Here is a 22,700-nt window from a genome sequence, read left to right on the forward strand (position 1 = left end):
CAAAAACGTAGCTTCGTTGTGACGGGGGCGGGCCAGAACGGCGCCGCCCCTTTCTTTTGGGCACCTCACGGTCTTTTCTTTTTCAGTTGACATCTGAGATATCAGATGCCAATCAAAAGGCGGGAGGAAGCTTGTATGACGCCAGCAATGAAACCTGACTCACCGGGGCTACAGCCACTGATCCAGCTGGATCGGGTTGGCAAGAGCTTCGGCACGAACATTGTTTTGGATGGCGTTGACTTTGAATTGAGACCCGGCGAAGTTCACGCGCTATGCGGGGAAAACGGCGCCGGAAAATCCACTTGTCTCGGCCTGTTTTATGGACTTCACCAACCTTCTGCTGGGCGTATCCTGTGCGACGGCAAGGAACAGCGGGTCGAAAGCCCATCACACGCGCAATCCCTGGGCATCGGCTGTGTTTTTCAAGAACTCAGCCTCGCTGGCGCGCTCTCTGTTGCGGAAAACATCTACGCGGGGCGCGTACCCACCCGGTTTGGCGTAGTTGACTGGCCTGAACTGCGCCGCCGTGCGGAGGCGTTACTGGCGGAATTCGGTCTGGATATCGACGTCTCAACACCCGTGGAAAACTTGCCAATAAGCTCCCGCCAGATTGTTGAAATCGCCAAGGCGCTGTCGTTGAATTCCCGCGTCCTTTTGCTGGATGAACCGACATCAGCATTGGCACCCGACGAAGTAGACGCACTATTCGAAGTCCTAAAGTCCCTGACAAAGAAAGGGATTGGCATCGTCTATGTCAGCCACCATATGGCCGAGATTTTCCAGATCTCGGATCGCATTACCGTTTTGCGAGATGGGCGCCACATCAGCACTTTACCGGTTTCGGAAACTTCTCAGGAACAAGTCGTCGCCGAGATGATCGGCGGCGCTCACCCCGGTGATGTCACGCGGTCAGGTAAGGTTAACGGCGAAGAGGTTTTGCATGTCCAAGAATTAACCCATCCAGATGAATTCGAAGACATTTCTTTCTCCATTAAAGCCGGAGAGATTGTAGGGATGGCAGGGTTGATGGGCGCTCGCCGCAGCGAGATTGTTCGATCGATTGTCGGGTTAATGCATGGCGCGACCGGGGAGATCAGACTGCACGGTAAGCCTGTTAACTTTGCGTCCTTGCGGCAGGCAATGCGTGCTGGGGTCGGGTTTGTTCCCGAGGAACGCAAGACTGAAGGCCTCTTTCTGGAACAATCACTCAGCGACAACCTGATCGCGGCCAGTCTTTCCGATCATGCGTCTGCTGGGTTCATGCGTTCGGGCTCGATCAAAGCAGCCAGCCAAACAGCCATTGACGCATTCAGTGTCAAAACCAGCGGGATTAACGAACTTGTTGGTGATCTCTCAGGGGGCAATCAGCAAAAGATTATGTTGGCCAAGTGGCTCAAACGCGCGCCAGCTCTTCTGATCATTGAGGAGCCCACAAAAGGGGTCGATGTCGGAGCCAAATTCCAAATCCACACGGAACTTTTGCGTCGAGCAGCCGAGGGAATGGCCATCCTCGTCGTGTCATCCGATTTTCCCGAACTGGTCTCTCTCTCGACCCGTATCCTAGTCGTCCACGACGGTCGCCTCATGGGAGACATCGCAGCCGCTGAGGCAACCGAAACCACGCTTCTTCAAATGGCTGCTGGAAATTCCGTTCCAATTGTGGACGCACCCCAAACCAATCAATCAGGAGTCGCGACGTGACCATGACCGCTCAAGCCAACTTGCCCATGAAGCGTCCGCTGCTGCGCCGTGTTCTACAAGCTTTTGTCGATATTCGTGAACTGACGCTGATCGTTCTGATCGCCGCCATCATCATCGTGATGTCCAACGTTAATCCCTATTTCCTCAGCTTCTCGAACTTTCGAGCCGTGGCCGTGGGCATGGCCCCGACCGCGATCATCGTGATCGGTATGGCGATCTTGCTTGCCTCTGGCGGGTTCGATCTTTCCGTCGGGTCGGTAATGGCCTTGTCTTCTACCGTCGTAGCCATGCTGCTTTTGACCGGCATGCCAATTCCGCTCGCTGTTGTATGCGGATTGGTGCTGGGTGGAATTGTCGGCGTAGTGAACGGTTTGCTGGTGACCGGCCTCGGGATCAATCCGCTTATCGCAACCCTCGGCACGATGTCGATTGCGCGAGGCATCGCTCTTGTCCTGACGGAAGGTTTCTCTGTCTCAAGCCTGCCGGCATCATTTGCCTGGATCGGTAAAGCTGACATAGGCGGCTTTCCGGTAATCGTCTTGTTCACCATTCTGCTCGTCGTCCTGTTTGACCTGGCCGTCCGCCATACACGCTTTTTCCGTCAGGTCTATTTCATCGGCGCCAATGAAAAGGCCGCGATGTTGTCAGGCATCCATGTCACACGCGTGCGTATCATTCTGTACGCACTGACCGGTATTCTGGCTGCTTTGGCGGGTGTATTGCTGGCCTCCCGCCTGATGAGCGGTACGCCCACGGCAGGCAACGGTATCGAACTTCAGGTTCTGGCGGCTGCGGTCATCGGTGGCGCATCCCTACGCGGCGGCGAAGGTACTATTCTCGGTGCTTTCCTCGGCGTCGTTTTTGTCGCGTTGATCAACAACACTATGACGATGCTGGCCGTATCGATCTACTGGCAGATGATCGTCATCGGCGGTGTGCTCGTTACAGCGGTGGCCTTGGACATGCTGATCCGAAGCAAACGGGGCTAATCCATAGGCTTTCCAAAACCCAACAACAACCAAAGATCCAAAACAGGGAGACTACGATGACTGAATTGAATGTGAATCGGCGCAGGCTGCTGACAGCGGGTACCACCGCTGGATTGGCCGCAGCGTTCGGACTGCCCATGCTGTCCAAAGAAGCCATAGCACAAGCGGCCGGCAAAGAGTATGTGTTCCTGTCCATCGTAACGCAGGTGCCGTTCTGGGTGGACTATCGCAATGCGATGGAAGACCTTGAAGAGTTAATGGGCATCAAGGCCACATTCACCGGCCCGTTGGATTTCGACACGGCCGCGCAAGCACGCCAATTGGATGAACTGATCGCAAGACGTCCCGCAGGCATCCTTATCTTCCCCGGTGATCCGGCCACTCTGGCTCCCGGCGTCGAACGTGCGGTCGAGGCGGGCATTCCGGTCACATGTTGTATTGGCGATATTCCCGACAGTCCCCGGTCCACATTCCTTGGTATCAACGGCGTTCAGGCAGGACGTGTCGGCGGTGAAATGCTCGCGCAAGCGATTGGCGGGAAAGGCAAAGTTATCCTCGGCACTTTCCCTGCCCCTTCCACATTGGAGCGTGTCGAAGGGTACAAACAAATCTTTGCCGAGAAATACCCGGATATCGAGGTCGTCGACGTCGTCAACGATAAGGCCGACCCGTCCTATGCGCCGACAGCCTACCTTCAGGCAATTCAGGCGAACCCGGATATTGTTGGCATTGGCGGCACGGACGGCGACAGCGGCAAAGGCGCGGCAATTGCAGTCAATGAGGCGGGACGCAAGGACATCAAGATCGTCGCGATGGACCGAAATGATGATATGCTTCCCTATATCGAAGACGGCACAATTCACGGCGCTGTGGCTCAGAAATCCTATCTGGAGATCTTTCTCGCCTTCCACATGATGCATTGGCAGAACACTGACGCGCTGAAGGTCTTGCCCGATTGGAAGGCGGCTGGCATCAATCCTTTGCCAGAGCGTGTTGAAACCGGGGTTATGCCGATCACTGCCGAAAACGTCGTCCAGTTCAAGCACACCTAAGGGATTGTCCCGGTGCATTCTATCGCTCCGGGAAACCGATAGGAGGGGGTACATGTCGGACAGATGGAGCGTTCTTCACCTGCAGCAAAACGATCTGCAGCTGACACTCCTGCCCGGCATCGGGGGCCGCTTATGGGATGTGAATTTCCAGGGGCGCTCCCTCCTATTTCAAAACAAAGATCTCGACGGGTTGGAGGTCGATGACACGCGGCTTACTTATCTGCCCACACGCTCTCCACAATTTGGTTTCCCGCTCTGGGGCGGCGAGAAGACGTGGATCGCCCCAGATGCATCCTGGGTAAACGGCGCTCCGTTTCCCGTGTTGGACAGCGGCGCTTACCAGATCACTTCAAGAAGCAGCACTCGTATCGACATGACCAGCGCAGTATGCCCGACCTCGCACTTGTCAGTGTCGCGCCGCATCACGCTGACCTCGGCGGAAAGCTGGGAAATAGAACACATCGTGGTCAACCATGGGACCTCCTCGCGCCTGACCGGCATTTGGTCAGTCATGATGCTTAACACACCCACCAAGGTCGGTGTCGAATTGGAAGACCCTGCATTTTATCCTGTTTTTGGCTCTGCCGAAGGGATGATAGCTACGCACGGCAACGGCATTGTCGTGGATTGCAACAGACAGCAGGAATTCAAGGTCGGGCTACCGAACCCCAACGGTCGTACATTGATACGGTGCGGCTCTGATACCCCTTTGCTGATGTGCTCAGTACCAGAACCTCAAAAGAGCGATCAATTTGCACACGACTATCCGTTTGAGGTCTTTAATTCAGCCGATTACGCCTATTGCGAAGCGGAGTGGCACTCCCCGGCACGCAAGCTCGCACCGAATGAAACGCTGAGTTTTCGGCAGACGTTCCGCGTCTTGACGGATGAAGATGCAACCCAAATGCGATTGGGGCTCACAAACAACAAGGAGTTCCTGTCATGCATGTCTTGATTACAGGCGCAGGCGGGCATCTCGGCCGCAAACTCTTCAACGCGCTAGAAAGCGACTCCGATTACACCGTCTCTGGCATCGACATCCGTCCCGTTGATCATCCCGACATTCACACAGCAGACCTGTCCGACGACAGCAGTTGGATCAGTTTGCTAAAGGGAGTGGACGTTATCGTGCATCTTGCCGGAGACCGAGAGCCCTCCGCCACTTGGGCGTCCGCGATCAAACACAATATGGATGCAACGCTTTTTCTCTATCACCATGCGGTAGCCATGGGCGTCAGCCGCGTGGTTCTTGCCAGCTCCAACTGGGTTCACGGCGACAAAAGGTTCACGCATGAGGTGCTCAACAGCGCGGCACCACCAGGGCCAGTAAACGCCTACGGCATGTCAAAGCTGTTCTGTGAACGGACAGGGGCCTATTTCGCCGAGCATCACGGACTGTCGGTCATCTGCTTGCGCATCGGCTGGACACAATGGACTCACGACAACCAACCCGGCACACATATGGCGATGGGCCGATGGGGTCAGGAGATGTGGTTGAGTGATCGGGACTTTCTAGGCGGAATGCGCGCCGCAATAGATGCCAAGGACATTTCCTTCGCAGCCCTGAACCTAATGTCAGATAACCCAGGTATGCGCTGGGACATCACCGAAACACGACAAGCGATTGGCTACTCTCCAGAGGATGGAAGCCCCGCAAAAATAACAGTGGGCATTTCCTTGAGATCCATGCTGCAGCGGCTGTTTACAGTCCGGCTCCCGAGCTATTTCACGACACGTTTTCCAGATTGGTAGAGTATAAGGCCCGGACATTGTTGCGTCTCGCATTCAATTTCCGAAACCTAGCTTTGAAGCAAGCACTGAAATGGTCAGCGTTGTCCGATTTGCGGTTGACGGAGAGCGACATAACGAACGTCAGATTCCGCAACCATTGGATGTTTGATAATACGATGACAAACTGCGAACATCGCTGAACGGGTGTCAACCACGGGGTCCTATCCTGTTGAGACGTGGGAGGGTAGTGCCCAAGGGCCTTCCAAATCGCGTTTCTTAGCCGCCGAACCCCGCCGCCTCGGGAAGCCACGTGGACAAAGGTGGGATTGCAAAGACCAGGAGCAGGCCCAGTAGCATTAGCGCGGCATAGGGCAAGGCTCCGCGAATGACCTCCGACAAAGGGGCTTTCGCAATACCTTTGATAACGAAGAGGTTCATCCCGACAGGAGGTGTGATCAGCGCCAGTTCGAGATTGATCATTAGCAGGATGCCGTACCATATCGGGTCGATCCCCAATGCCAGCATGACAGGAAAAACGATTGGCGTCGTAATCAGGATGATCGATATGGTCTCCAAAAACATGCCCAGCACCAGAATGAGCAGCATAACGGCTACGACGAACATGGCGGGGCTGAGGCCGATTGCCGTCACTTGTTCGACGATCTCGATGGGCAGGCGAATGATGGTTACGGCGTGACCAAACAGCGCCGCAGAAGCGAGGATCATGAACAGCATCGCCGTTGTGCGCACTGTCTCAAACGCGGTCACCCAAAGGTCGTACAGACCGAAATTGCGGTAAACCACTACGCTGATGAACAGAGCATATAGGCAACCAATAGAAGCGGCTTCAGTGGCCGTAAAAATTCCGAGGTAGATCCCGCCCAATACCACCGGTGGCATCAACAAGGCCCAGATCGATTGCCTCATACGTGCCCAGATCACGCCCATGCCTGCAAATGGTTGGGAAACTACTGCGCCCCCAAACCCTGCGCTGACCATCGCCCAGATCGCGAAAATGACAGCCATCATGATACCCGGCACCAACCCGGCCAGGAAAAGAGCTCCGATCGAAGCCTCGGTTACGATGGCATAGAGAATAAGAGGTCCAGAGGGAGGGATTAAAATCCCGAGCGTACCGCCCGCTGCAATCACACCGTATGAATAGCTCGGGCTGTAGTTGAAGCGCTTCATCTGCGGGATGGCCGTCGAACCAATAGTAAGCGCCGTGGCAACAGACGAACCGGAAATGGCTGCGAAAATGGTGCAGGAGAGGATCGTGGCGACTCCAAGACCACCACGCAAATGGCCGACTATCGCATTTGCTGCATCGTAAAGATCCTTAACCACGCCAGCACGGATCATCACGTGCGCCATGAAGGCAAACATCGGTATGGCCGTCAAAAGGCCGTTGTTCAGTTTGGCAAAAACCGTATCGGCCGCGCTGTTCACGTTGCCTTCTGTCAGCATCATTATGATCAGCGACGTCAGCCCAAGCCCGGCAAAGATTGGCATCCCGGTGAGCAAGAGGACAATCAGCCCGGCCAAAATCAAAAACGTCATCATAGTCGGCGAACCGTCAGAAGCGTAAATATGCGAGCAAGCGCCGCAAGGATCAGAATGATCATGCCGATAAGTAGAAAGCCTTGCGGAATCCACATCTGGACGCTCAGATATCCATCTGAATAGATGCCGAAATCGTATGAGAACTGCACCATAATCACCGCGCTGTAGAGAATAGCCGCAGCGACCAGGATCACACCTATCATCCCCCAAATCTCGACCAACCATTGAGTTCGAGGACCAGCACGCTCAGTCAGCAGGTCGACCCCGAAATGTTCGCCGCGCAAAAGGACCTCTCCCGCTCCGAGGGCAACCATTGCCACGACGATAAAGCCGTTGAGTTCATCGGAAAAAGTGATCGGTGTGCCAAGGATATAGCGCATGAAGACGCTGTAGCTCACGACCCCGAATACGACGAGCACCAGCAACGCGGCGATACCTGCCCCAGATAGCGTAACCAGACGCACCGCGCGCTCCACCCCTGAAACCGGCAAGGCCTCAGAGGTGTCAATTTCATGATCCTGCTTCATGTCAGTTCGAAATTTGACCGACCAGCTCAAGCAGTTTGACGCCGTCCTCACCGGTTGCATCGCCAAACGATTTGTCGAAAGCCGGTACCATTAACTCTTTCCAGGCAGCTTCTTCCTCAGGCGTCTGGAAATGCACCTTCATGCCATTGTCAGCCAGCTGCTCGGGTGCAGCGGCAGATGCTTCTTCGGACGCGGCAACTGCCCATTCTGCCGCTTTGGCTCCCGCCTCGGCTATTGCGGCCTTCTGTGCATCCGTCAGACCATCATACCAAGCCGGGTTAAGGTAGCCGTGGAAGAACACACTAAACAGCGGGACCACCGTCACGTGGTCCTGGACTTCAAAATATTTGCGCGAATAGGCGGCGGCGATATCAGTCATGCCCGCATCGATCACTCCAGTTGAGAGCGCTTCGTACACTTTCGAGCCAGACATCGCTGAAGGCGCGGCCCCCATTGCGACAAGCCCCTCATCCGCCACCGGGTTCAGGCCCCTTATCTTCACACCTTCGAAATCTTCCGGATTGACCAGCGGCGATCCCTTCGACGTCAACGCTGTCATCCGTGTTGTGAACAGCCAGACCGCGTTCTGCACACCTTTTTCAAGCAGCTTCTGATCCAGAAACGCAGCCGCTTCGCTATCCGGCCAAGCGGCAAGCGTCTCCGGATCAGTGACGGCATAAGGCTTCAGTGTCACGTTCATGATCGGCAGGGTTTTACCCCATTGCGGGTTGATCGAGAACGCGCATTCAATGTTGCCTTTGGCCACCGATGCAATGTTCTCACGCGCGCCTACAAGGCTGTTGGCACCAAAGATTTGAACGTCGATTTCTCCGTTCGACAGGGTCTCAATCTCTTCGGCCCATTGGTCGATGACCTTTGCGATATGGTGCGCAGGTGGCAACTGGTGGCTGCAGCGCATCTCGGTTGCCTCGGCATAGGCCGCGCTGCCTACCGAAGTTGCGGCCAATAGCGCGGCCGCTGCAGTTCTGAAAATGTTCATGTTCTCCTCCACTTTATTATCTTGTTGTTTAATCGGCGCGCCAGCTGATCTGGCGCGGTGTTCCGGAGCGTGGCAATGCACCGAAGAGTTGTTCGTCAGGCATTTCAGACGCGGCGACCTCTCGCACAGACATCAGCTTTTCCAAGTCGATGCCGGTTGCAAAACCTTTGCGTTCACAGAGATATACAAGGTCCTCGAATACCACGTTCCCTGTTGCGCCTGGGGCAAAGGGGCAGCCCCCGAGCCCCGCCAGCGAGCCATCGATCACCCGGATGCCAGCGTCGAGGGCGGCAGACGCATTGGCGATCCCCATTCCCCTTGTGTCGTGCAGGTGAATGCTCAGCGCAACGTCGCCCAGTTCGTTTTTCACACGTTCAACAAGGTCTTGCACCTGATCTGGACCCGCAAATCCGACTGTGTCTGCAAGACCGATCATGTCCACACCCGCCTCCGCGCATGCGGCCGCGATGCGCACCACATCGTCCGGGTCGACTTTGCCAGCAATCGAGCAACCGAACGCCATGGCGATGCCGACCTGTACCAAAGGTGAGGTTTCTGAGCCTCTTGCCAGTTCAACGGTTTTACCAACCAGAGCAATTGCTTCCTCACGTGTACGACGTGTGTTTGCCTGGCTATGTTCCTCGGTCGCCGAGACCACTGTGACGATTTCGCCGACCGGAGTTTGAACCGCGTCCGTCGCGCCGCGATCATTCAAGGCAAGCGCTGCCGAATGGACGTTAAGGCTGCGGCAAATGTCGATGATGTCCCGAACATCAGCGAATTGCGGCATAGCTCTTGCCGGAAGGAAAGAGCCAATCTCAAAGTGCCGAACACCCGCGTCACTTTCACGGCGCAACCATTCGGCCTTCGCTGCCGTTGAGGGATATCTTTGGACCATCTGCAGACCGTCGCGCAATCCGACTTCCCGCAATACGACCCTATCGGGTGGGTATATTTCTGACAGGCGAGTCACGTTGAATTCCTATCCGCCGCGCCACTTGCAGCCGATATTTCCGAAGGTGACAGACCAAGCTCTGAAAGCACGGTGTCAGTGTCATCGCCGACATCTGCGACATCGAGTGAAACCGGATGTGGAATCCCGCCATCAACTTCGATGGGCAAACCCGGAGCCCGGAACACCTGCCCACCAGCGTCGTGTGAGAGTTGCAGACCGCCGGGGCGCAGGACATGTGGATCCTGATACATATCGGCAGGACGATTGATAGGCGAAAAGGGAATGCCCGAAGCTTCAAATATCTCGATCAGTTCAGGAAAATCGCGTTTGCCGATTGCTTCTGCAAAAAGGGGAAGTGTCCAGTTCCGCGCTTCGATCTGGTCCATCTTTGTCTGAAGCCGGTTATCCTCCAGCAAATGCTCTAAGCTGATTGCTTTGCACAATATTTGCCAATGGCCCTCAGTGACAGCACCCACAAAGATCTGACGATTGTCCCGCGTGTCGAAGATGTCGTAGACCGGCCAGGAAAATTCCCGCTCGGGCATAGGGGCCGGTTCGTGTCCGTCCAGATCGAATTGCACCATGTGTTGCATGACAAGCATCAGGCAATTCTCGAACAGGCCAATGCGTATCGTCCGACCCTCTCCGGATTCTTGCCGCTCCAACAACGCGCCGAGAACTGCAAGAGCGCCGAAGACCCCACCCATGATGTCATTTGCAGAAGAGCCAATGCGCAAGGGACGACCCGTTGGGCCAGTCATATAGGCCATTCCGGTCATCATCTGAACGACCTCGTCCATTGCCGTTCGGTCCTGATAGGGGCCATGCAGGAAACCCTTGCAGGATGCGATGATCAAATTGGGGTACTTACCTCGCAACGCGGAGGGCGCAAATCCCATCTTGGCAAGTGACTGGTCGCGGAAGTTCTCAACGAAAACATCGGCGGTTGCCAGAAGCTGATCCAGCGCCGACGTGCCGGCCTCGGACTTTAGATCTAAGGTAATTGAACGCTTGCCGCGATTGAAACTTGGGAAGAACCCCCGCCCCATTCCGGTCAGGTGCCGGGTTTTGTCCCCCGCAGGGGGCTCAACCTTGATCACGTCAGCACCAAGATAGGCAAGGACCTGGCCGCAACTTGGCCCCATAATCATGTGGGTCATTTCAACGACGCGGATGCCCCGCAAAGGCCTGAAATCGTCTGACACCATGTATGCTCCGGTTGGACTTGCGTTAACCAAAGCTACCCGATCGGTATGCTTTGCAAAATTTCAATGTTAATAAGGCTGCTTTCTGATATTGAGAAAGCATGGACAGCAGGCAACTCCGATACTTTGCTGCGATCTTTGAGGAAGGCGCGTTGGCTCGTGCTGCTGATCGGGAAAGGGTCGCTGTGTCTGCATTAAGCAGGCATCTGTCCAATCTCGAAGCCGAACTTGGTACGCAGCTATTTGAGAGATTGCCAAGGGGCGTGCGGCCGACAGCATCTGGTGCTCGATTATATGAACACGCGCGTGCGATCCTGCGATCCATGCAAGCCGCCAGCACCGATATCCGAGAAACTGAGAATGAGGTCGCGGGTGAGATTTCGGTTGGCTTCGCGCATTCGGCTGTCAAAGCTATTGGCGTGCCCCTGGTACAGCGTGTTTCACAAGACTATCCGAACCTACGCCTGCATCTTTCTGAGATCTTTTCCGGGGCTACCGCCCAACAGCTTGCGTCTTCGGAGGTCGATTTGACCCTAACCTACAACCAACTTCCTGACGCGCGTTTCAGGTTCCAACCGGTCTTGGAAGAGGAGTTGGTTCTGGTGGGTCGGCCAGATGTTATCGGTGGAACCGATGCAATCAGTTTTGAGGCACTGCTGGACTTACCGTTGATAATTCTTCGCCAAGGCCTGTACACCCGAGCTGTGATGGACGACCCTTCCCTACTCAGGCGGATCGAAGAGAACGCGCAGTTCCAAATAAACTCGATCTCCGCAATCAGCGGATCCCTTCTGTCTGGCATCGGTTGCATCGTGGGTACCGAGTTTATCATGAAAGAACACATTGACGCGGGCACATTGACGACGCGTCCGATTATCAAGCCAAAACTCAATCGCACGCTCTTTATTGGAGAATTAAGTGATCGTCCGGCGACTTTTGCCTTTGAAGCCGTGCGTCAGCTTTGTATTGAGCTGACGATTGAAGCGGTGGAAGCGCCGCAATGGAAAGCGACGCTAACGAGTTAGTCGCATGAAATCGTGATGGGTTCCAAGCAGCCCTTCGCGACGTCCTATCCCGATGATCGTGAGCAGCCTCAACTGACTGGTCCAAGTTGATTGTTAGTGCATCATCGGCCTGTGATCCATCGGGATGATGGTTTCGGGCGCTGGCGGGCGGTAACCCAGAGCACTGTGGGGTCGTTTTGTGTTGTAGTGTTTTCTCCATTGTTCGATCAGGATTTGTGCTTCGCGCAAGCTGTAGAAGATTTCGCCGTTGAGTAGCTCGTCCCTGAACCGGCCATTGAAGCTTTCACAATATCCGTTCTCCCATGGGCTGCCGGGTTCGATGTAAGCCGTCTTGGCGCCGACGGCAGCAATCCAGTCTCGGACAGCCTGGGCGACAAATTCCGGCCCATTGTCAGAACGTATGAAACTCGGCGCGCCGCGAAGTATGAACAGATCCGTCAGAACGTCGATTACATCGGTCGAGTTCAGTTTCCGCTCGACCCTGATTGCCAAGCATTCCCTACTGTAACGAGCGCCAGATTTGGATACCATTGATGTTTGATACTTCGATAACAAACTGCAAACGTCGCTGAACGGGTGTTATCTGAAGCGATCTCTGGTTGAGCGCGAGCCCTATCTGCGGACCAAACGAACCATCATTTCAACCCCTCAGATAGCTGTCATTGATCCTACGTGCAGAGAACGCCTGCGATGAGCCCACTTTAACCGATGCTGCAAAGTCACCAAACGTCCGCTAAAGTCGTCTGGGGGAATGATCTAAGTGTCCAGCATCGATAGTGGACTCTGTGGGCGCGCGCTGTAAGTAGGTGGGAAAAGCGGTTTGGAGTGGCCGCTCACGATTAAATTAAAGCCCCAGTTGTCCTTTCATCATAGCAAGGTATTCAGCGTCATCCATTGCCTTACGGGCTGCGATTACCTGCTCGGCATCCGGGCCTGCGATGTAGCGCAATTGATCGCTGCCATCTGTGGCGGCCTGCATGATCGTTTCTGCCACCAGAATGGGGTCAGATCCTTGTGAGCCAGCAGCTTGCATAGCGGCGAGCGCTTTGTCCATGAAGGGACCATACTCAGCCTGCTCCGGGTCATAGTTAATCATTGATCCAGTTGTTTCAGCAAAGTTGGTATTGATCATTCCTGGCTCGATCAGCTTCACTTTGATTCCTATAGACTCAAGCTCGTAGGAGAGCGATTCCATCATGCCCTCCACGGCAAATTTTGAACCGTGATAGAGCGTGCCAAGCGGGAAGGTGATTTTGCCGCCCATGGAAGAGATGGTGATGATGGTTCCGTCACCTGCTGCCCGCATGTAGGGAAGCACGTTTTTCGTGACCAGCAGCGCACCGATGACGTTCACGTCGAACTGCATACGGATCGCTTTTTCGGGCGTGGATTCCAATATGCCATATGCGCCGTAACCAGCATTGTTCAAAAGCACATCGATCTTGCCGAAGCGCTCAATCGCTTCAGCCATCGCTCCTTTGATGGTCTCTTCGTTGGTCACATCGAGAGCGGTCACCAACACATTGTCTAACGCGTTCAGCTCGTCATCATCTTCTGGGTTGGAGCGCACGGTTGCGACAACGTTCCAGCCCTTCTCCTGAAAGAACTTGGCGGTCATGCGCCCGATGCCGCTGGAGCACCCTGTGATTAGAATTGTTTGTGTCATATTCATCTCCTGTCATGGTCTATGTATGCCTCGCCGGATTGGCGAAATAGGGCGCGGTGCCAAACAAAAGACCGCGCCATTTTTAGTCATCCCGGTGGGCGCAATGCCCACCGGACTAAATCAATGGGCTGTCATCAAAAGTCTTTGCCGTGCAGGCTGTCCAAGGCCATTTGTCCTGCGAGCTTGGCGAACCGGCCCCAGCTTTGATCAACCGAGTACTTGGACGCGTTCACCAACATGTGGTCCACTTGCTTTCGGTTCGTGAATGCGAAGGCAGACGCCCCAAAATCATCGATAATCACTGATTTCACGACGTTCTCAAAGTTCAGACCGTTGCCGAAATTGCCAACCCCGGAAACGAAGTCCTCAGTCGACTCGCCACAACCGCCCCAAGTCAGATAGGCATTGAGCCAGATATTGGGTGGCACATTGTTGACTGCGATACCGCCATAGTCGAGTTCGTGAACGGCCAAGTGAACGGCGGCTTCGTTCGCTTTGAACGTGTCGTTGTCCACCAGCATCATGCAGCCAAGCGTGCCGAGCAGACGATTGTTGCAAAAGTCCACGGCTTTGGTGAGGAAATCGCCAGCGTCGCTTTCTGTATCCAATGGAAGTTCGCTGAAGATTTGGCAGAAGGCTTCATTGCTGACCGCAAAATCATCTTCACCGATGCCCGGAATGAACACGAAGTCACTGTTCGGGTGATTGCCGCCTTCGGGTTCTAACACCTCTGCGGTTGGCTGGTTTTCGAGGAACGCTTCCTTGGTCTTTGCAACGCCCGGATAATAGGTAGAGGTTCCGAAGGTTGTCTCAGAGATCGCATTTCGCAGCGCATTGATGAACTGATCGCGCTGTGGCCAGTTTCTCGATGTGATGATCGTTTGTGGCCGTCCACAAACCGCACCACCATTGAGCTTACCCACTGATGCCAGTTGGATCGCCCAATGCTCGATTTCCTTGTCAGTCCACTTCCCTGGCACAATAAGGCACGGGTTATTGCCACCACACTCTGAAACCAGCGGAGCGCTCGCTGCGTTCTGGATCGCATGAGCAACGCCGGTTGATCCGGTAAAGTAAATCGAGTGAAGCCCCTGGAGCGCGGACATTTCGCGTCCTTGATCGCCGTCGATGAAGGCCAACGCGCCGCGTTCAATAAGCGGGGCGAAAATCTTCGCCCACACTCTATCTGATTCCTCGTTGAGCTGGTGCGGCTTGTGGATTACGGCTTTGTTTTCCAAAAACAGCGCCATCGCCATCTCGATAGAGGAGCTATAGTTGCCTGCTCCTGAGACAGCGATAATGCCGGCAGGCCTGTCGAGCGGGTTGACCTGCTTTGGCTCACCGGCGACGTGGAGGAACCCTCTTACTTTGCCCGCAATCAGCTTGTCTTTTTTATAAAGCGGAAACACCTCGATCTCAGAGCGATCATCCGGCAATTGCTTGATGGCGATTGGCTCTGGCAGTCCTCCGTTAACAAGCGACTCATAGAGATGTCGGATCCCCATCAGTGTATTGCCCATCGCGTTGACGGTCGTCACGATTCCTTCCGAGTGTGAAACGCCCACTGCGCCAACCTGTTCATTCTTCATCGCTGCGTCGGCGGCACCCAATTCATCGCAGTATTTCAGGATGTTCTCCTGAATCACCACAATAAGGGCTAGCCGTTCCACGACCGAGGTTTCGGCCCATGCTGTCGGATTGAGGCTGTCAAATGCGTCCTGCGCTTTCATGAGCAGTTCCTTAGGTAATAGATTGAATTCGCAGAAATTTTTAACAAGCGCTCAAAAAGCCAACAATATCATTTGGTGCCATTAGACTTGCCGAAGAGGACGGATCACTCTGCTCGATTTGTCTTCGCCCTGTGGATACGGTCCCGAAGCTCTGCCTCCCACTCACTTTGCGTCTCCTGATACTTGGCGACCATCTCCTCGTTCTCATGTATGGCAACGCCTGGCTTGTGGAGCTCGGCCGTCTCCAACATACGGGTTCTTTCGAACGCGTCATACTCTGCCGTCATGCGCTCCGCGACCTCTTTGCTATGGCCCAGAGCCTCCAAAGCAGAACGCGCTGTGCGTATCGAGCCGTCATAGGTTTCGCGAATAATGTCGCGGCACCCCGCATCCCAAAGATCGAAGACATGAATGCGGTCATAGGCCCGGGCAATCACATGCACATTCGGATGCGTTTCGCAGACATAGCGGACGAGCTCAGTGGTTTGATCCTTGCCATCAATGGCAACAATCAAAAGCTTGGCCTCGTCAATTCCTGCTGCTTTCAAGAGATCGTGGCGCGTGGCGTCTCCATAGTACACCTTGAGGTCGATAAGGCGCAGCATCTCCAACTGCTGGCTGCTGTAATCAACAACAGTCGTTTCATAGCCGGATGCACGCAATGCCGTATTGACGATCCCACCGACGCGCCCATGTCCGGCAATGATAATGCCAGCGTGGTCTTCGATCTCATCAGTGTTGGTGTCCTCATCAGAAATATAGCGCGGTACGATCAAGCGCTCATAGACGATAAACATCAGCGGCGTCGCGAGCATTGAGAGCGCAACCACCAACAACAAAGTGTCAGCAACACCGACAGGGATGACGGCGTTTGCGACGGTGAAGGAGAGCAAAACAAAGCCGAACTCACCAGCCTGCGCGAGCCCCAACCCAAAGAGCCATCGGTCGCTGCCTGTGATTTTGAAGATCCGTGCTAAAGAAAGCAATATTATGGCTTTGACCGCTATCAGGCCAAAGGTCATACCCATAATGGATCCGAAACTGCCAAAGAGCAGATCGAAATCCATGCCGGCGCCAACCGTCATGAAGAACACACCCAGGAACAGCCCGCGAAACGGATCAATATCGCTTTCAATCTCGTGGCGATATTCGCTGCTTGCGAGAACAACACCGGCGAGGAACGTGCCAAGCGCTGGCGAGAGGCCGACCATTGTCATCAGAAGCGCGATACCAAGCACCACCATGAGGGCTGTGCTCACAAAGAGCTCGCGCAGCCGCGCTCTGGCAACAAAACGGAAGAGGGGAGTGACGAGATATTGTCCGATCACAATCACCCCGCCAATGGCCATGACCGTCACGATGGCGGTCTGCCAACCGCTGAGATGTTCAACCAGAGAGATGTTGAACCCGGAGCCGCCGTGATCGTTTGCGTGGCCCGAACCGTGGCTAAGCGCTTCGGTAAGTTCCGGCAGGGCGAGAAGCGGTACCAATGCCAGCATTGGGATCACAGCGATGTCTTGTGCGAGTAGCACAGAGAAACTGGACTGCCCGCCATCGGAGCGTGACAGGCCTTTCTCCTTCAGGGTTTGATTGACAATCGCCGTTGAAGAGAGAGCGAGCACCAAGCCAATAGCGAGCGAGACGGTCCAGGGTTGGCCGAGCACGAGAGCGATCAAGGCAAAGGCCATGGTCGTCAGACCGATCTGCAGGCCTCCAAGTACAAAAATTCGATTGCGAAGCGCCCAAAGCTCGCGTGGGTTCATTTCCAGGCCGATCAAAAACAGCATCATTACAACGCCGAACTCGGCGAAATGCTGGAGAGCGATGACGTCTGCTCCGATCGCGCCAAGTATGGGGCTGAGCGCAATGCCCGCGATCAAATAGCCAAGGACGGACCCCAGGCCAAACCGCGTCGCCAGCGGGACCGCGATCGCACCGGCAAAGAACAATGAAAATGTGATGAGCATGAAATCAGCCGACAAACTCCAACTCCCAGAAAAGGTTGATATGTGTCGCGCGCAGCCCGATGACAGTGCTGTCCTCGTTGTAACCCCGCCACTTCATTTATTTAGAAAATTCAGTTCAACCTTTGACACACCTCTCGCTTCCGCTGGGGTCTTGCCCGTCCAGCGTTGGAAAGCGCGATAGAATGAGTTTGGCTCTCGGTATGCCAATAAAAACGAGATTTCTTCGATGCTTAGATCTTCTTCGTTCAGATAGTGCATTGCCAGTTCCAAGCGCGTCGATGCGAGAACCTTCTTGAAAGTTTCGCCTTCTTCACTCAATTGGCGCTGCAGGGTGCGTTTGGATATGACCATCCTTTCGCAGATCGCTTCAATACTTGCTTCTCCTGATGGCAGCATTTCGCGTAGGGCGTTCTTAACCCTAGTTACGAAGACCGCTTCCGGCTCCTGTGCTGCCATTCGGTATCGAAGTTGCCTCTCGAATTCTGGCCAGGTTTCCTCGTTCTCGGTGACCAAGAGTAGATCAGCATCTTGCCGATGCAGAGAAATCTGTGCGCCTCTCTCAGGTTCGCATCCTAAGTATGAAATCACTTCATCCCCTGGATGTTCAATGAGTGGTAATTCTATGCGCGCCGGAACGATATGCTTGATGGTGTGGCAACGAATGCATTCCAACAGAAAGATTGCTTCAAACCAGACCATTTGCGGCGGGATTTGAATTTTTGGGTCTATTGATCCGATTGCGACATGCAGGTAATCACCTTCCTCGGAGACTTTCAGGGTTACCGGTGCCATCAGTGGTTTGAACACTGACAAGCGGTGAAGGCCGGTCCGAACATCAGGCGAACAAGAAAACGCAAACATCGCAGGTGTAAAATGCGCGTGTGCAAAGAGTTTGCCCAAAGTGAGCGATAAATCGGGGCGATCGGCTTCAGCTTCAACAGCTCGCCAAAGATCGAACACTTGCGAAGGCGTCAACTCGACACGCTCGTCGCGTGTCAAATCTGCGGTGAGCCGGGCTCGGCGCGCGATCCGCTCGGGTGAAATATTTAGTAATTTGGCCACCTGCGCGATGTATTTGGCCATGGGGTAAAGGCGGTTTGGCGTTTTAGCCTCCTATAACAAGGTTTTGGGTCACCCCTTAGTGTACGCGTCACTTCAAGTGGACCATAGGCCTAAAGAAAATTGGCACGTTCAGATGGTATTTTGGCGCAATGTGATTGTCTGGTCGGTTGATTGCCCATGGGAAATGACCCGGTAGCCCAATAAATTTTCACTAAGGATTGTCCTATGCGTGCGCACGGCTCTGACGATTTGGGTTATGGAGTTATGGAGTGTTCAACATCGGGCTTTTGGAGTGTAATCGAACGCTGGGCATTGCGCGCACAAAGCGTCCGGTTCCTTACAACATTGAGCAACGCTTAACGAACCACGACTTCAAATATAGTAAAACCTAAGTCGCGCTCGCCGGACACACTGTTGTCGATAGTCAGATTGGTCACCGCATAAAACCTAAACTCCGCCAGTGACCGCTATGGAGACGATGTTCGTCATTACGATAAAGCGTAGTCTCGGCGACTGACCCGTTCGAGGCCCGAAAGACTACATTTATTGCCTGGTCGCCGATCCATTCTGTTGAGACTATTTCAACAGATACACCGGGAGCAATTCCTGAAACTCTCGCACCATTTTTAATCTCATCGAGTGCCGCCATTGCCAAAAGTCGCCCCAATTAATTTTAATTTGTTCAACAGGGCGCATTCCTGTCGAACTTGTTTGTCAACAGTATGGCACACTAATTATGACGCGGGCAGCTTCAACCAGAAAAGGCTCCTGTCTTAACGCTAGATTCTACAATCATTAGACAAAAAATTTTAGGTAATATATACTGACATAAAATTCGCATCGCGTGAGGTTGCGTTGTCAGATATCCCTGAAAATACAGCGGCAAAACAGGCTGTGACGTCAAAAGCCGGAAAGTTTCCCAAGGGTAAGAGCGGAAATCCCAAGGGAAGACCCAAAGGTGCGCGCAACAAAGCGACATTAGCGGCCGAAGCAATGATGGATTGCGACGCCAAAGCTATTACGCAAAAAGCGATAGAGTTGGCAAAAGCAGGTGACATGACCGCAATACGGTTGTGCCTTGAGCGCATTCTGCCACCCCGAAAGTGTCGCCCGGTTAAAGTCGTCCTGCCAAAGATAAACGGCCCTGAAGACATTTTGAATGCCGTGAATTCTGTTCTAGGAGCAGTTGCTTCAGGTCAGATCACGACCGATGAAGCAGACGCGCTGTTGCGTTCCATTGAAGCCGCCCGAAAAGCTATCGAGACAGAACAACTTCATCTTGAATTGGATGAGCTGCAATCAAGACTGGAATTGCTCGGTGGCTGATACCCCTAAAGGCAGGATAGCACGATATCGAAAACATCTGGCCATACCCCGCGATTTGTACCTCGCGGCGGTAAAACGTCAGGAAGCCAGAGCATGGGCAAAATGGACAGACCCATCGAAGGACCTAGAATTCAGAGAAAATCTTCAAGCGATTCATGATCGACTGTCGGCTGAAGGCGTTCCTAACATAGGAGATAGGCCTAAATTTCCTCCCGTTCGCGATCCCGATCCGGCTCTTTTTGACGGCGAAGAAGAAATCCTAAAAGACGACATGATCATCGCCACCTACCTCACTGATAACCCAGCCGAACGCAAAAAACCGATGGCGCGGGGCACAACTCATGTCGAGCTGCTTGAGTTCTGGAAGAGCAGTACCGACGGGCAGCGCTACTTCCAACAACGAGGTAGCTACATTTCTGAAGCCATTATTAAAGCAAAAGCCAAAGTGTTGGGAGGCGCCTGATGCCCACCATTCCACCGCCAATTATCAAAATTTGTCAATTTTCGGGGAATCAATCGCTATTCAAAGTTCACCAATAGACTTGAAATTACGGCTCTGAAAGGGACGTCGTTTAAAACCGGCTGCGTTACGTCGGTGTCGCACATGTCGCCGTGTCGCACGCCGCGTTTGACCGCTGAAGACTGTAAAGCGGACATCTGACAAAATCACTCAGATGACCGCATCGAGCCCGGACCGGATATCAATCGTGTTGGAGTAGTGACTGACCATTTGCTCACGTTCAGACGAATGTGCCAAACCTGAAAGAACGCTCTCACAAAATACACCGTTTAGATGGAAAAGAGCGTTGTTCTCCTTAGATCATTGACTCTCGAGTGGCACACTGAAATCAATCAATGCCAAACAGATTTGAATGCGCATCGGAAATGAACCTACTTTGGAGTGGAAATTTAAACCTTACGCTCGCATTTAGGTCACTCTGTTTTCTGTTAATTTTAATTTTTGGTGCAGCTTCGTGCGGTCGGCCTCCCGAACTTGTCGGCGTTGACAACCCTCAGAAGCCTGCATCCGATGTGGTTGGGGTTAAGCGCCAGACGGTCTTTATTGCCACAACTAGACAGGCCTCAGGGGCAGAGGGTGTTTTTTATTCCGGAGAACGCAGTGACTCACTTGGCCTAGCTTCTGTTGTGGTGACCATCCCGCCTAATCACAAATTGGGTAATATCGAAAGAACCAGCTCTCTCCCCCCTAACCCTGCCAAGCATTTCACAATTGTAGAGCCGAAGGTCTATGCATCGGAAAACGCTTTTGTTTCCGGCATTGACCAACAACTTCTCGAGCTCAACGCTTCGGATCGAAACGTTCTATTTTTTGTTCACGGCTACAATACGACCCTAAGTGATGCGATCCTAAGGTTGGCCCAATTTGTCGAAGACACTGAGTACGACGGCGTCCCAGTATTAATGTCTTGGGCGTCTGCCGCCGAAACCCTAAAATATGTTTACGATATCAACAGTGCGCTTGCGGCTAGATCGGACTTTTTGAGAGCTGGCGAAATTGTTTCGCGAGCAAAAGCTCAACAATTCGACATTCTCGCGTTTTCAATGGGCGCGTTTCTTACAATGGAAGCTATCTCGCAAGCGGAGATTGCCGGGGAGTTTAATCCTAGAAAAAGAATTCGGAACATAGTCTTGGCAGCGCCCGACATCGATTTGGCTGTCTTCGAAAACCAACTTTCTAAGATTACTCACGATAATCAAAAGATCTTTGTTCTTGTTTCTTCGGATGATGGGATCCTAAACTTCTCCAAATTTATCTCCGGCGGAGTGGATCGAGTTGGCGCTGCAGATGCTGCCGAGCTCGCAAAGTCTGGGGTAACCGTTATTGATCTTAGCCGGGTAAAAGATTCTAGAAGCACTAGCCATTCTAAGTTTGCTTCTTCGCCAGAAGTCGTTCGTATTTCCGGTGAAGCAATCCGGTCAAGTAAGCGATCCGGCAGACGATCAACAGCTGAACTTAGGGATCTTATTGGTGACGCCTCAGTGGAAGTTGTGGCTGAACCCTAGACTAAGCAAATTTACTAACACTAAAACTTGAAACAAACCGAAACACCAACGTCGGCTCAGTCCGCACAGCAGGCATTCATAAAATTTTGCCGAATGGCGGCAGCGAGCCCGAAGGAGACATGACGTTTCAGCCAATTTAGGTCTTGGTTCGTGGAACAGCGCGCCCTTGACTCGAAAACCGAGTATGGTCCAGCGTGGAGCCACTTGAGAAAGTAGTGACATGAAAAGGTTCGTTTTCTTCTTGGGGCTTTTTTGCGTTGGCGCGCAGGTGGTCAACGCGGATCCGGTTACGGAAGTCTGTCTGGCGTACAATGACGCTGGTGTTTGCGAATGCGCGACCGAGACGCTCAAGGACGAAATTGGCTATAAGGATTTTGCATACTACTCCGCTGCCAGCGCGACGGCGCTCGAGCAACAAGGCGAAGGAAGCAGTCTTGTCGATGCCTGGGACATCGCCACCAAGAACCACGCGACTGCAGCGGGTGTCGGCGCGACCGAGGCTCTCAACCAGATAAACGCCTTCGGTTCGGCACACCGGGATGCAATTAAGACCTGCGCAAACTGAGTCAGCTGCACCGCCCTAGGAAACTTAAGGAGCAACAATGCGGTCTATTTTATTTGCAGTTTCTTTAGTCATTCCGGCATTTTGCCAAGCCGGTGAACTTTCAGAAGGGTGGAGCGCGCTCGGATCAGTCAAAGTGACCGTAGGGGGCGAGACACTGGATATGCAGGTGCTGCAAGAGCCGAACGGCAAGCCCTATGCGTTCTGGATGGATGCCGGGGGACCAACCATGTTGTCCGTCGAAGGGCACGTCGTCTCTGACGCCGGAATGCCTGGATGGCCCAGTGTTTCCGTGGATGTACTGAGCATGGGGCCGATGGCTCTTGTTCAAGAGGTGCAGTTTTACCGGACAGGGGGCAGCAATCCCGAGTTGTGGGTCATGCGTGAGGATCTGGGCGAAGCAAGTATCTCTAATGGCAAGGTCGGGGAAGATGGCAGCTTTGAAGCGGCATTGGAGGCGACGTTGCATCGGTGGGATTTGACCGAAAACGCAGAAGTTGCGGGGGTTCCAGTCATGGAGATTTCTGCGCAGATCCAGAGCATGATTCCAAAACAGTAGTGTCAAAACGCAGAGCAGGCGTCGTCGCTTTCCGCACAAACCATTCATGGAGCCA

At 53.6% G+C, this 22,700-nt stretch carries 20 protein-coding genes and 1 pseudogene; 11 read left to right on the forward strand and 10 right to left on the reverse strand.

Annotation, left to right across the window (positions count from 1 at the left end):
* Positions 1-135 precede the first annotated feature (135 nt).
* Genes ACR0KN_RS06625 through ACR0KN_RS06645 form a run of 5 tightly spaced genes read left to right on the forward strand, consistent with a single transcriptional unit; the run spans position 136 to position 5,494 of the window.
* Positions 136-1,701: a sugar ABC transporter ATP-binding protein gene (locus ACR0KN_RS06625; RefSeq protein WP_170588290.1), complete on the forward strand. Its 1,566-nt coding sequence runs from the start codon at positions 136-138 to the stop codon at positions 1,699-1,701.
* A 2-nt stretch (positions 1,702-1,703) separates the two neighbouring features.
* Positions 1,704-2,690, forward strand: a complete 987-nt coding sequence (locus ACR0KN_RS06630; protein ID WP_174818509.1) for an ABC transporter permease — start codon at positions 1,704-1,706, stop codon at positions 2,688-2,690.
* A gap of 56 nt (positions 2,691-2,746) precedes the next feature.
* The gene (locus ACR0KN_RS06635; RefSeq protein ID WP_480652307.1) at positions 2,747-3,742 is read left to right on the forward strand and encodes a substrate-binding domain-containing protein; all 996 of its coding nucleotides are present in this window, start codon (positions 2,747-2,749) and stop codon (positions 3,740-3,742) included.
* Between the two features lie 52 nt (positions 3,743-3,794).
* Positions 3,795-4,697 (forward strand): hypothetical protein, encoded by a 903-nt coding sequence (locus ACR0KN_RS06640; protein ID WP_010437234.1) that lies wholly within the window; start codon positions 3,795-3,797, stop codon positions 4,695-4,697.
* Complete coding sequence (locus tag ACR0KN_RS06645; protein ID WP_480652309.1) at positions 4,685-5,494, forward strand: NAD-dependent epimerase/dehydratase family protein; 810 nt, start codon at positions 4,685-4,687, stop codon at positions 5,492-5,494. The genes ACR0KN_RS06640 and ACR0KN_RS06645 overlap by 13 nt, the downstream gene beginning before the upstream one ends.
* 255 nt (positions 5,495-5,749) lie before the next feature.
* Here ACR0KN_RS06645 and ACR0KN_RS06650 read toward each other — a convergent pair whose 3' ends face one another.
* Genes ACR0KN_RS06650 through ACR0KN_RS06670 form a run of 5 tightly spaced genes read right to left on the reverse strand, consistent with a single transcriptional unit; the run spans position 5,750 to position 10,726 of the window.
* Positions 5,750-7,033 carry a TRAP transporter large permease gene (locus ACR0KN_RS06650; protein ID WP_480652311.1) on the reverse strand — a complete coding sequence of 428 codons (1,284 nt, stop codon included), beginning with the start codon at positions 7,031-7,033 and terminating at the stop codon, positions 5,750-5,752.
* A complete protein-coding gene (locus ACR0KN_RS06655) occupies positions 7,033-7,563 on the reverse strand; it encodes a TRAP transporter small permease (RefSeq protein WP_037320495.1) in 531 nt (176 codons plus the stop codon). The genes ACR0KN_RS06650 and ACR0KN_RS06655 overlap by 1 nt, the downstream gene beginning before the upstream one ends.
* A 1-nt stretch (position 7,564) precedes the next feature.
* Positions 7,565-8,563 carry a TRAP transporter substrate-binding protein DctP gene (dctP, locus tag ACR0KN_RS06660; RefSeq protein WP_480652313.1) on the reverse strand — a complete coding sequence of 333 codons (999 nt, stop codon included), beginning with the start codon at positions 8,561-8,563 and terminating at the stop codon, positions 7,565-7,567.
* A gap of 28 nt (positions 8,564-8,591) precedes the next feature.
* On the reverse strand, positions 8,592-9,536 hold the full coding sequence (locus ACR0KN_RS06665; protein ID WP_480652315.1) for a hydroxymethylglutaryl-CoA lyase: 945 nt from the start codon (positions 9,534-9,536) through the stop codon (positions 8,592-8,594).
* Positions 9,533-10,726, reverse strand: a complete 1,194-nt coding sequence (locus ACR0KN_RS06670) for a CaiB/BaiF CoA transferase family protein (protein WP_480652423.1) — start codon at positions 10,724-10,726, stop codon at positions 9,533-9,535. Before ACR0KN_RS06670 ends, ACR0KN_RS06665 begins: the two co-directional genes overlap by 4 nt.
* A 98-nt stretch (positions 10,727-10,824) precedes the next feature.
* Between ACR0KN_RS06670 and ACR0KN_RS06675 the strand changes: the two genes are divergently transcribed.
* Positions 10,825-11,748, forward strand: coding sequence for a LysR family transcriptional regulator (locus ACR0KN_RS06675; RefSeq protein WP_480652317.1), 924 nt, complete (start codon positions 10,825-10,827; stop codon positions 11,746-11,748).
* 93 nt (positions 11,749-11,841) lie between these two features.
* On the opposite strand, the pseudogene ACR0KN_RS06680 reads toward ACR0KN_RS06675, so the two are convergent.
* From ACR0KN_RS06680 to ACR0KN_RS06700, 5 genes and pseudogenes are all read right to left on the reverse strand, one after another.
* Positions 11,842-12,255, reverse strand: a pseudogene (locus tag ACR0KN_RS06680) (integrase core domain-containing protein); the annotation flags it as partial.
* A 337-nt stretch (positions 12,256-12,592) separates the two neighbouring features.
* Positions 12,593-13,420, reverse strand: coding sequence for an SDR family oxidoreductase (locus ACR0KN_RS06685; protein WP_480652319.1), 828 nt, complete (start codon positions 13,418-13,420; stop codon positions 12,593-12,595).
* Positions 13,421-13,548: 128 nt separating this feature from the next.
* On the reverse strand, positions 13,549-15,144 hold the full coding sequence (locus tag ACR0KN_RS06690; protein ID WP_480652321.1) for an aldehyde dehydrogenase family protein: 1,596 nt from the start codon (positions 15,142-15,144) through the stop codon (positions 13,549-13,551).
* 104 nt (positions 15,145-15,248) lie between these two features.
* Entirely contained in the window at positions 15,249-17,111 is a 1,863-nt protein-coding gene (locus tag ACR0KN_RS06695) for a cation:proton antiporter domain-containing protein (protein ID WP_480652323.1), read from the reverse strand.
* 93 nt (positions 17,112-17,204) lie between these two features.
* The gene (locus tag ACR0KN_RS06700) at positions 17,205-18,194 is read right to left on the reverse strand and encodes an AraC family transcriptional regulator (protein WP_480652325.1); all 990 of its coding nucleotides are present in this window, start codon (positions 18,192-18,194) and stop codon (positions 17,205-17,207) included.
* A gap of 834 nt (positions 18,195-19,028) precedes the next feature.
* Between ACR0KN_RS06700 and ACR0KN_RS06705 the strand changes: the two genes are divergently transcribed.
* From ACR0KN_RS06705 to ACR0KN_RS06725, 5 genes are all read left to right on the forward strand, one after another.
* On the forward strand, positions 19,029-19,499 hold the full coding sequence (locus ACR0KN_RS06705; protein WP_480652327.1) for a DUF5681 domain-containing protein: 471 nt from the start codon (positions 19,029-19,031) through the stop codon (positions 19,497-19,499).
* Positions 19,492-19,962, forward strand: a complete 471-nt coding sequence (locus ACR0KN_RS06710; protein ID WP_480652329.1) for a hypothetical protein — start codon at positions 19,492-19,494, stop codon at positions 19,960-19,962. Before ACR0KN_RS06705 ends, ACR0KN_RS06710 begins: the two co-directional genes overlap by 8 nt.
* A gap of 422 nt (positions 19,963-20,384) precedes the next feature.
* Positions 20,385-21,524, forward strand: coding sequence for an alpha/beta hydrolase (locus ACR0KN_RS06715; RefSeq protein ID WP_480652331.1), 1,140 nt, complete (start codon positions 20,385-20,387; stop codon positions 21,522-21,524).
* Positions 21,525-21,744: 220 nt separating this feature from the next.
* Positions 21,745-22,089: a hypothetical protein gene (locus ACR0KN_RS06720; protein WP_170478607.1), complete on the forward strand. Its 345-nt coding sequence runs from the start codon at positions 21,745-21,747 to the stop codon at positions 22,087-22,089.
* A gap of 37 nt (positions 22,090-22,126) precedes the next feature.
* Complete coding sequence (locus ACR0KN_RS06725) at positions 22,127-22,645, forward strand: hypothetical protein (RefSeq protein WP_480652333.1); 519 nt, start codon at positions 22,127-22,129, stop codon at positions 22,643-22,645.
* Positions 22,646-22,700 lie beyond the last annotated feature (55 nt).

It is taken from the genome of Ruegeria sp. AP7, assembly GCF_056539905.1.